The sequence below is a fragment of the Amaricoccus sp. W119 genome, assembly GCF_047275745.1.
Classification (GTDB): domain Bacteria; phylum Pseudomonadota; class Alphaproteobacteria; order Rhodobacterales; family Rhodobacteraceae; genus Amaricoccus.
In genome coordinates, this window is record NZ_JBKQWU010000088.1 from 1 (window position 1) to 8,987 (window position 8,987).

Sequence of the window (8,987 nt, forward strand, 5' to 3'; positions counted from 1 at the left end):
CCGACGGCCGCCATCAGTGATGATCTCTATCTCAGACATAAGCACGTGCTCAGGCATATGCCTAAGCCTCCATGGCTGTGCTCAAGTGTCCGGTCGAAACGGGGGCCAATTCAGGATCCGCCTGACTTAAGCGTATGCCCGACGTTGAAGCGCAGCGATCATGGGCACGACACTGAACAAACCTCGGGTTGCTTTGGCGCTCAAGCTCTGGAGATAGGCATTTGGAAAACGAATCTCACCAAAACGTTGAAGCATTCCTGCGAGGACAACGGACGCAATTTGATGGCCCAGAACATTCTTAGCCCTGTGCCAGTTCTCTTCCGCAATCCCCATCATGGATCTAAGCCGCTCCGCTTGGAGTATGAATGTTGTCCAATCGGTGATGGGGCTGGGAGCGAAGCTACTGTAGTCTGGGCAGGCCGATAGGACTTCGGAGAGGGTAGGGGGTGTCTCCCGCCCTATGATCTCATCGGCTGCTCGAGCGGGGTTGCTCGCCTTGCGGAGCTTCGTTTCACAGAGTCGGTTTGAGGCGAGGTTAGAACGTTGTTCCGTTGATTCAAAAACATCATCCTTAGTATTCTGAATGTGGCGCTCATTTTGGCTGTCATTGGCGCTCAGTTCGCCCGCGCCAGGCAGATCAAGCAATGTCTGAACGCGCTGGACTAGCGCGAAGAAGGTGTCCTCGATGTCGGAAAGTTCGTCCAATGCCAGCTTTCGTCGGAGCAACCTTGTGGCGTCTGTTGCGAGATCGGCGCACTCATCCCATACGGACAGCTCGGGCTGAGCCGATCGACCGCGAGCAGCGAGGAGGACAAGGTCACGACGCAAGATGCCAATTCTGTGCCGTGATGCTCTTGTTTGCTCCAGAGAGTGTGTTGTCGCCGCCGCGACCGACGAGAACTCTTTGAAGCGCGCGCGGAACGGGGAGAGGTCGAACCCGAAGGCATCTCTCTCTCCAAGAGTTCTGCGGACGTACCGCTTACCATTGGGGCTGTCCCGCCGATCGATCACACCTGCTGCCACGAGCTTTGCGATATGACGGCGGAGTGTAGAAACGGGCATCCCGTTGAGCCGATCGCAAATGGACCGGTTGGATGCGTGCACTATGGGAGCTCCGGTGTCGGCGAAGATCGAGTCCGGACAGAACGTCAGCAGTGCTTGCAGCACGCTAACATCTCGATCGTTGAGGCCAAAGGATGCTCGGCCCACGGCTAAGTCACGGAGGATGCTCCATTTGGTCCCGCACGTCGGACTTTGGCATGGGGAAACAGGACGGACACGCGCCAGTAGCGCGCCGACTCCTTCGGGCTGCAAATGTCTCATAGATTGCTTCACGAAGGCAAAGAAGACCCAGCCCGCGAATCGCGGGGGCTTGCCACTGCCGCTCCGGAGCACTACTCTGAAGGTGCGAAGAACAGAGTGAGGGTCTCGTAGAGCGCAAGCTTTGCGGGACCTTTTCTTAGCCTCTCCCGTGCCTCCTCTTCTGATTGAATCGCATCATTTTTTGACCTGCTTTGCCCAGCGGGTATGAGCCTCCCGGATCAAGTCCTCCGACTGGTTCTGCAGCCAAGTCGCAAACCCGTCCACGTCGACGGATACATCGATTCGAAGGTTCTTGGACGAGCGAGTCACGCGAGCTACTACTCGTTTTCCGATCACTATCTTGGAGGGCGCGGCAACGCCCGCTGATTGGCCGACAACTCTCGGTGTCTGGACGCGATCGAACACCGCATCGAACGCAATGTCGGATGGATCAAGGTTCGGCTTCCCATTAGCGGCACTCGGCGAGGCGCCCTCACGCGCACTTAGCGCGATGTTCGTCAGTTCGGCCCGGTCGAAATCGACCTCGGAGATTCGGGCTACCAGCCCTTCCCAGCGCGGCCTGCCGCGATCGGGGGCAGGCCCGATGGCCTTGGAGAGTTGAGGTCCGATGGTGCGCGCGATCGAAACCGCCATCGAGATAGCGGACTGTGACGTGTTCAACACGGCAGCGACCTGCGCCTGAGTTCCAAACCCGGCGTCCATCAACTCTGCGGCAAAAAGAGCGCGTTCTATGTAGCTCAAGTCGCGCCGGCCAGTATTCTCGGTAGCCTGGGCACGTACAGCGGCGTCATCGTCGAGGCTCGCGATCAAGGCCCGAACTACCTTGACCTTGTCGGATCTGCGCACGGCCTCCAGCCTGCGACGGCCGTAAACCAGCAAATATCGGTCGGACTCCGTCGGGTGTCGACGCACCAAGATTGGCACGGTCTGACCATTGGCCTCGATCGAAGTGCGAAGATCGTCAATATCTTCAAAGCTGAGACGATCTGACAGCCGGTTATCATCGATGGTCTCTGGATCGAGATCCCATATCTGATGCGAGTCTACAGCATCGCGGGCAGCACGGAGGGCGCGATTTGTCGACATCATGCTGCTCTGCGACGGCGTAGAGCCAACTGCGGTGAGCTGGTCCAACATCGATAGCCGCCGTTTCTTGCCATCGGTCATTGGCGGCCCCAGGTGCGTTGGATGAGCTCTGCGATCTCATCGGTGACGGCGTTCATGCTCTCGAGGGCCCTGTCGTAAGTTGACCTGACGAACGCTCCGCGCTCAACTTCGTACAGCGTCTGCTTTGTCAACCCAGCATCCGAGATCGCAGTTGATTTTAGCATTGGAGCATTGAGGACTTTCTCGCCGTACATTGTGCGCAAGAAGGCAACGACGCGGTTCTGGGGTGCGTCGGTTGGCTCATATCTTGTGAGTAGGTATCTCATCCAGTCGTGCGACATGTCCGCGCCGCTATCGGCGATAACATCCATGAGTTCAGCCGTCATTCGAAGGAACTGACTCATTGACATGACATCCAGCATTTCTGGATGGATTGTGACCAGCACACCCGTCGAAGCCGATAGGGCTGACATAGTCAGGAAGCCGAGTTGTGGTGGGCAGTCTATGACGACTACGTCGTATTCAGGATCAACTTCGGACAGAACATCGCGAACTCGGAAAAAGAAAAGTCCAGCTGCTCCCTGAGCGAGAGCCCTAGGCGTGTCGTGCTCGAACTCCATAAGTTCGAGATTCCCGGGAATGAGATCGAGATTCGGAATATACGTCTTGCGAATTACCCGTCTTACAGACAGGGGATCCTTATAGCGAATGGCGTCATATAATGTTCCGCCGTCGGCTAGGTCGAACTCTGGCTGGACGCCGTGCAAAGCCGTCAGTGATGCTTGCGGGTCGAGATCAATGGCTAACACGCGATGGCCCTTCAGAGCCAGTCGCTGGGCAAGATGGGCGGAGGTAGTTGTTTTGCCCGATCCGCCCTTGAAGTTCATGACGCCAATCACCTGTAGGTGGTCGCCATCTCGCCGCCCTGGAAGATAGTCTCCGGGTTTTCGAGCCGTCTTCTCGAGAAGCACCCTCAGTGCGGCGACGTCTTCTGCGGAGTACATGCGACGATTGCCTGCGGTGAGTTCCGGGGAGGGGCCTTTGCCGTCCAGATGAAGTTTTCGAAGGTAAGAGTCGTTCACGCCGAGCAGCCCTGCGGCTTCGCCCGAGGAAAACTTCCGCATGGATTTGGTAGCGTCGGGGGGAAAAAGGCTTTCGCGCTGAGCATGCAACTGCGCCGCCAGCGTCTCAGAATGCCGACGGATGACCGCGTTCAGGTCCTCCATGGACGTTGGCCTGCTCATATGCCCCATCTCTTTATGCACCGTGTTCACGGAAATTAGCGTTTTAACCCGCCTTTCCGTGACTATGGTAGGAGGTACGGGATTCGCGCAAGCCTTTTTGAATGAGGTTTTCCTGCCACAGCGCAGAAATCGATGGCAATCCCGTCCAGCCGGTAGTCCGATCGGACATCTCGCAAGGGTTCAATATGACCACAACGTCGGGCGAACCAATGAGCCACGACGGGTCATCGCGACCCGAGACCTTGACCCCGATGACCGTGCGCGTGCCGATATCAGTGCGGCACCAAACTCCTGTCGCGGTCAGGACCCCTTCGCCGAAAGCGAAGCCGCCATGCTTCATCCTCGGTTCAGGCCTGCTTGCGGGGCCTCCCTCCCTTGCGGCCGTTCGCACGGGCCGCCGCGGCTTTCGCCGAAGAAGTCGCCTGTCCGGCTCGGCGGGCCATATAGGCCCTCGTGCCGAACAGCCCTGCCAGCAGGCCGGGGACGGTCAGGTCCACGTCCAGCGCCTCCCAGTGCAGGCCATAGCCCGCGCCGAGGATCTCGACGGCCTCCAGATCGTCATCGCTGGCGGTTTCAAGCCCCTGCGCGAGACGCGGCGGAAACGCGAAGGTGCAGCCGTTGGTCAGGTCCACGATAACGCGGCCGTTGCGCCGGTCATAGCGGACCGTATCCGCGCGGGGTTCGCTCTGTTGCGCACTGCGACCCCGTTCGAGAGCCGCGTCAATCTCGGCGTCTGTCAGTTCAGCCATGGATTTCCCTCCATTTGGCAAGAAACAGGTCCCGCTGATCGCGAACCACCTGGACCGCCCGGCGAATCTCGTTGCCCTTCATACCCTCTGCCCAAACCAGAACCGGCGAGCCGTCGGGGCCGATCAGATTGATTTTGGCCTGGCCATCACCGAACACATGCACATGGGCCGGTTCGTGATCGTCGATAAAGATGATGATGCGTAGCCCGTGCGCACGGTAGATGGTGACCATAGGTCTACTTAACCCATCCAGTTAGGTTTTTCAACGTTGACAAAGGCAGCAACAGGCTCAGATCCACGCGTCGTCAGACTTGGCCTCGACACAATCCGCCATCGGTGGCAAACTTGCCTACCGCCTTGCCCGGAAAAGGATCACATGTGGGCAGAGTCGAGAAGGTCAGTGTCGCGCTGACGCCGGAGATGGCGACGATGATGCGCCAGATGGTCGAAAGTGGCGAGTATGCCTCGGTGAGCGAGGTCATGCGCGAGGCTCTGCGTGATTGGCGCCTCCGGCGGATTGAGCGGGAACGCGCGATCGAGGAACTGGGCCGCCTTTGGGATGACGGCCTTGCGAGCGGCGCGCCGCGATCCGGACCGGAAGCCTTCGGGCAGATCCGGGAGCGGTTGGAACGGGGTCCGTCTGGCCAGGACTGATGGGGTATCGCCTGCTGCCCGCCGCGGAGGCGGACATCGAGTCCATAGCCCTCTATATCGCCGCCGATGACTTCGACGCCGCGCTGCGCTGGGTCGCCGACATCGAGCGGCGCTGCGCGTTGCTGGGTGACATGCCTGGCATGGGGGTCGCGCGACCCGACGTGCGCCCCGGTCTGCGCTTGCTGCCGGCGGGCAGCTACCTGATCCTTTACCAACGAACCGGCGAGGACGCTGAGATCGTGCGCGTACTCCATGGTGCCCGGCGCTGGCAGGACCTTCTGGGCTGATCCCGGAGATGCCCGGGCATCGGGGTAACCCGAGCGTTCGAACTTGAGCCAAGGGATCGAGCTTCCATTGCGTTTCTCCGGCCTTCGGCCTTCGGCCTGCGCGCCCGCCGCGGTGCGCCGGGCTTGCGATCGGGAACCGCCGGTTCCCCCACGCAAGAGGCGCGGCGCGGTATCCCCAACCTTCCTCCGCCTTCGGCTCCGTGCAGGCCGGGAGATGCCCCTCCGCGCCCCGCCTCTTGCATGGGACCCCCTCCGGCCCTCGCCGGGAGGCAGGCTTTCAGGAGAGGGCCGCGTCGCGGTCCTCGCCTGAAACCCGCCCCCAAAGTCTGGTGCTGACCGACCGGGGAGCAAGGAGATCCAGCATGACCATCCTCGAGATCGAACGCGGCGACGAACAGTCCCGCGTCATCGCCGAACAGAACGACCGTTTTCGGACGAGCTGGGGCGCGGATGCCTCGGTGCCGGGCCGGGTCGTGATGACGCCCGGTGTCGCCGACCTCGGCCCACTCGCGCTGCTTCGGCTGATCGTCGCCGTCCGGAGCTTCGACGCCTTCAGCGCGGACAACGACCCGTGGGGCCAGCGCGACTTCGGCATCGTCGCGGTGGGGCAGGGGGGCGACACCGTTCGGGTCTACTTCAAGATCGATCTCTACGACGCCGATTACACCTTCGGCTCGGAGGCGCCGGAGGATCCGGAGATGACCCGGCGCGTACTGACGCTGCTCTTGCCGGAGGAATACTGAGGTGGGCTCCGACTGGCTCGCCGCGCGCCGGCGCGAGGCCTGGGCGCTGATCGGCCGGGGCGATGCCTTCGGCATCGGCCGCCGCTTCCTGATCCGGCACGGGCTCGTCTGAGCCGGAAGGGCAGGGGGGCGATGCCCCCAGGCCCGAGCATCCCCAACACCTGAATCCTTGCATTCGAATGGAGGCCAAGCATGGCACTCGACCAGAACCTCACCGCCGCGATCCTCGAAACCGTCCCCGTCGCCCGGCTCTACGTGCATCCGCTCAATCCGCGCGGCGAGATCGACGCGGCGGGTATCGTCACGCTCGCCGAGAACATCCGCGCGCTCGGGCTGATCCAGAACCTCGCCGGGATCCAGGACGACGACGGCCGGATCGGCATCGTCGCCGGCGGGCGGCGGCTGCGCGCGCTCGAACTGCTCGGCGACGACCCGCGCTTCGCCGCCGTCCCGGTCCGGATCGCGCCCGACCTCGCGGCCGCGCGGCTCTGGGCCGCGTCGGAGAACCATCTGCGCGAGGCACTTCACCCCGCCGACGAGATCCGCGAATACGCGGCGCTGGCCGGGCGCGGCGTCGCGGCGGCGGAAATCGCCATCGCCTTCGGCGTCACCGACGCGCATGTCCGCCGCCGGTTGAAGCTCGCCGGCCTGCCCGCGCCGGTGCTCGCGGCGCTGCGCGCCGACGAGATCAGCCTCGGCGCCGCCGCCTGCTTCACGCTCTGCGACGATCTCGATCATGCGCTCGGCGTGCTCGAGCAGGCGCGGGGCCGGGGCTTCGACGCGCAGCGCCTGCGCCGCCTGCTGAAGCCCGCCGCGATCCGCGACAGCGACCGCCGGGCGCGCTTCGTCGGGCTCGAGGCTTATGAGCAGGCGGGCGGGCGGATCACCCGCGACCTTTTCGAGGGCGAAGTCTATTGCGACGATCCGACAATCCTCGACGCCTGTTTCGCGGAGAAGCTCGCCGAGGCGGCGGAGACGCGGCGCGCCGCCGAGGGCTGGAAATGGGTCCGGACCTTCCCGGATTCCTATGTGCCCTACGAGGAGTCCCGCGCGCTCGGCGCGGCGCGGCTCTACCCGGTGCCGGGGGAACTGTCGCCGGAGCAGAGCGAGCGCTACGACGCGCTGGTCGAGCGCGCCGAGGCCGAGGAGCTCGACGCGGATGAAGCGGCCGAGCTCGACCGGCTGGGGGCGCTGATCGATGGCGGCTTCACCGCCGAACAGATCGCGCTCTCCGGGATCGTCGTCTACGTCGGGCACGACGGCGCGCTCCGGACCGAGGCCGGGCTGGTGCGCGCGGAGGATCGGGCCGAGGCCGAGGCGGCCGGTCTGCTCGCGCCGTCGCGCCACGCCGGTGAGACGGCGACGAAGCCGAAGTCGCCGCTCTCGGCCGCGCTCGCCGAGGATCTCGCCCGGGTCGCGCGCGGCGCGCGCCAGCAGGCGGCGCTGAGCGATCCCGATCTGATCCTCGATCTGCTCGCCTTCGAGCTCTCCGGCCGGATCGGTGCCGCGCATGCCTTCGGGCTGCGCCGCGATATCGTCCCGAACCAGCCCTGCACCGCGACCGGCTACGCGCTCGACGCGTGGCTGACCGAGGCCGCGCCGGCGCCGGAAAACCCGTGGGACTTCGACCGCGCCGAGGCGTTCCGCGCCTTCCGCGCGCAGGGCGCGGAGCACACGCGCGCCGAACTCGTCTGCCACCTTGCCGGGCTGCTCACCGTCGCCGATGAAAAGCTCGGCGCGCTGATCGACGCCGAGGCCGGGACCGACATCCGCGCGGTCTGGACACCGACCGCCGAGAACTTCCTCGGTCGGGTGAGTGGCGCCTATCTCGACGCGCTCTGGCGCGAGCTGCTCGACCTCGCAGCCGAGGCTCCGGCCGCGACCGCCTTCGCGAAGCTGCGCAAGGGCGAGAAGGCCGCGCGGCTCGAGAGCCTGTTCGCCGATCCGGAGACGCGCGCTGCGCTCGGGCTCGGCGCGGAGCAGGAAGCCCGCGTCGCCGCCTGGCTGCCGCCGGAAGCGTTCTGAGCGAGCAAGTGGCCAGCAAGGAAACTCGCTGGCCACGCCTGTCGGGTCGGCGCGGGATCCGGAGATCGCCTGGCCGGCGATCGCGCCATGCGAAGGACGGGAGCGAGGATCGACGGGCCTTCGGCCCGCTCACCCCGCTCCCGACGCCTTTGTCATTTTCTTCCGGCCGACCGCTTCGCTTCCGGAAACGCGGGGCCGCGTTTCCAGATCGGCCGGGCGCCTCCCGGCCGCTTCGCCGAGTGGTTCGGCCGGACATTTCGTCGATCCCTCGCTCGGAGACCGCCGGGCGCCGATACCGCCAAAAGGCTCCGAAGCATGATCGGAGCACCCGAGGTCGCGCAGTGGCCGGCTCCGCCAGCCGAACCCGCTGCGCCGGCCACACCAGCCGTGGCGCCCGAGATCCGTCATGAATCAAGAATGGACCCGGACCACCCGATGGGGGCAGGCCAGTCAGGCATTATTCCCGCGACGGAATTCAGCCCATCATCTTCGGAACTTCGGCGACGAGCGCATCGATCACAGCACGGGTTCTCCGCGGTAGGAACTTGCTCCGAGGCCAAACGGCCCGGAAATCCATCGGCTGAGGCTGACTGCCGTCCATGACAAGCTGTAACTTGCTCTCGGCCACCCTCGGCGCTGCGAGCCAGCGAGGAAGCCAGGCCAGGCCGCCGCCCTCGACGGCGGCGTCCAGCACCGCGTCCAGATCGTTGTATCGCTGACGGCTCGGCATCAGCACGTCGTTGGGCCGGGGCACGGTTTCTTGAGACAGCGTCGAGCGCTACTTTCCCGAGGAACGGGGGTAGAGCATGGACGACAAGAGCGACGTGAAACCTGGCGCGACGGAGGCCTCGGCCC

Annotated in this window: 11 protein-coding genes; 4 read left to right on the top strand and 7 right to left on the bottom strand. The window is 64.1% G+C overall.

Features of this window, described 5'->3' with window-relative positions:
* Positions 1 to 126: 126 nt before the first annotated feature.
* From repC to ACLJK8_RS20770, 6 genes are all read right to left on the bottom strand, one after another.
* A complete protein-coding gene (repC, locus tag ACLJK8_RS20745; RefSeq protein ID WP_413152283.1) occupies positions 127 to 1,323 on the bottom strand; it encodes a plasmid replication protein RepC in 1,197 nt (398 codons plus the stop codon).
* Positions 1,324 to 1,497: 174 nt separating this feature from the next.
* Complete coding sequence (gene repB / locus ACLJK8_RS20750; RefSeq protein WP_413152285.1) at positions 1,498 to 2,490, bottom strand: plasmid partitioning protein RepB; 993 nt, start codon at positions 2,488 to 2,490, stop codon at positions 1,498 to 1,500.
* The gene (repA, locus tag ACLJK8_RS20755) at positions 2,487 to 3,674 is read right to left on the bottom strand and encodes a plasmid partitioning protein RepA (protein ID WP_413152302.1); all 1,188 of its coding nucleotides are present in this window, start codon (positions 3,672 to 3,674) and stop codon (positions 2,487 to 2,489) included. The genes repB and repA overlap by 4 nt, the downstream gene beginning before the upstream one ends.
* Before the next feature lie 43 nt (positions 3,675 to 3,717).
* The gene (locus tag ACLJK8_RS20760; RefSeq protein ID WP_413152288.1) at positions 3,718 to 4,014 is read right to left on the bottom strand and encodes a hypothetical protein; all 297 of its coding nucleotides are present in this window, start codon (positions 4,012 to 4,014) and stop codon (positions 3,718 to 3,720) included.
* Between the two features lie 7 nt (positions 4,015 to 4,021).
* A complete protein-coding gene (locus tag ACLJK8_RS20765; protein ID WP_413152289.1) occupies positions 4,022 to 4,423 on the bottom strand; it encodes a DUF2442 domain-containing protein in 402 nt (133 codons plus the stop codon).
* On the bottom strand, positions 4,416 to 4,655 hold the full coding sequence (locus tag ACLJK8_RS20770) for a DUF4160 domain-containing protein (protein WP_413152291.1): 240 nt from the start codon (positions 4,653 to 4,655) through the stop codon (positions 4,416 to 4,418). Before ACLJK8_RS20770 ends, ACLJK8_RS20765 begins: the two co-directional genes overlap by 8 nt.
* A gap of 146 nt (positions 4,656 to 4,801) precedes the next feature.
* Between ACLJK8_RS20770 and ACLJK8_RS20775 the strand changes: the two genes are divergently transcribed.
* The 4 genes from ACLJK8_RS20775 to ACLJK8_RS20790 all read left to right on the top strand — a co-directional run bounded on the left by ACLJK8_RS20775 (position 4,802) and on the right by ACLJK8_RS20790 (position 8,132).
* The gene (locus ACLJK8_RS20775; RefSeq protein WP_413152293.1) at positions 4,802 to 5,077 is read left to right on the top strand and encodes a type II toxin-antitoxin system ParD family antitoxin; all 276 of its coding nucleotides are present in this window, start codon (positions 4,802 to 4,804) and stop codon (positions 5,075 to 5,077) included.
* Positions 5,077 to 5,364, top strand: a complete 288-nt coding sequence (locus ACLJK8_RS20780) for a type II toxin-antitoxin system RelE/ParE family toxin (protein ID WP_413152295.1) — start codon at positions 5,077 to 5,079, stop codon at positions 5,362 to 5,364. The genes ACLJK8_RS20775 and ACLJK8_RS20780 overlap by 1 nt, the downstream gene beginning before the upstream one ends.
* A 362-nt stretch (positions 5,365 to 5,726) precedes the next feature.
* Positions 5,727 to 6,107 carry a DUF3768 domain-containing protein gene (locus ACLJK8_RS20785; RefSeq protein WP_413152297.1) on the top strand — a complete coding sequence of 127 codons (381 nt, stop codon included), beginning with the start codon at positions 5,727 to 5,729 and terminating at the stop codon, positions 6,105 to 6,107.
* A gap of 192 nt (positions 6,108 to 6,299) precedes the next feature.
* Positions 6,300 to 8,132: a ParB/RepB/Spo0J family partition protein gene (locus ACLJK8_RS20790; RefSeq protein WP_413152299.1), complete on the top strand. Its 1,833-nt coding sequence runs from the start codon at positions 6,300 to 6,302 to the stop codon at positions 8,130 to 8,132.
* A 475-nt stretch (positions 8,133 to 8,607) separates the two neighbouring features.
* Here the strand turns inward: ACLJK8_RS20790 and ACLJK8_RS20795 are convergent, their stop codons facing one another.
* Positions 8,608 to 8,886, bottom strand: coding sequence for a LysR substrate-binding domain-containing protein (locus ACLJK8_RS20795; RefSeq protein WP_413152301.1), 279 nt, complete (start codon positions 8,884 to 8,886; stop codon positions 8,608 to 8,610).
* Positions 8,887 to 8,987 lie beyond the last annotated feature (101 nt).

Coding starts and splice junctions, on each gene's coding strand:
- repB (WP_413152285.1), bottom strand. CDS start 2,490: ATGACCGATGGCAAGAAACGGCGGCTATCGATGTTGGACCAGCTCACC.
- repA (WP_413152302.1), bottom strand. CDS start 3,674: ATGAGCAGGCCAACGTCCATGGAGGACCTGAACGCGGTCATCCGTCGG.
- ACLJK8_RS20765 (WP_413152289.1), bottom strand. CDS start 4,423: ATGGCTGAACTGACAGACGCCGAGATTGACGCGGCTCTCGAACGGGGT.
- ACLJK8_RS20780 (WP_413152295.1), top strand. CDS start 5,077: ATGGGGTATCGCCTGCTGCCCGCCGCGGAGGCGGACATCGAGTCCATA.
- ACLJK8_RS20760 (WP_413152288.1), bottom strand. CDS start 4,014: ATGAAGCATGGCGGCTTCGCTTTCGGCGAAGGGGTCCTGACCGCGACA.
- ACLJK8_RS20785 (WP_413152297.1), top strand. CDS start 5,727: ATGACCATCCTCGAGATCGAACGCGGCGACGAACAGTCCCGCGTCATC.
- ACLJK8_RS20790 (WP_413152299.1), top strand. CDS start 6,300: ATGGCACTCGACCAGAACCTCACCGCCGCGATCCTCGAAACCGTCCCC.
- repC (WP_413152283.1), bottom strand. CDS start 1,323: ATGAGACATTTGCAGCCCGAAGGAGTCGGCGCGCTACTGGCGCGTGTC.
- ACLJK8_RS20770 (WP_413152291.1), bottom strand. CDS start 4,655: ATGGTCACCATCTACCGTGCGCACGGGCTACGCATCATCATCTTTATC.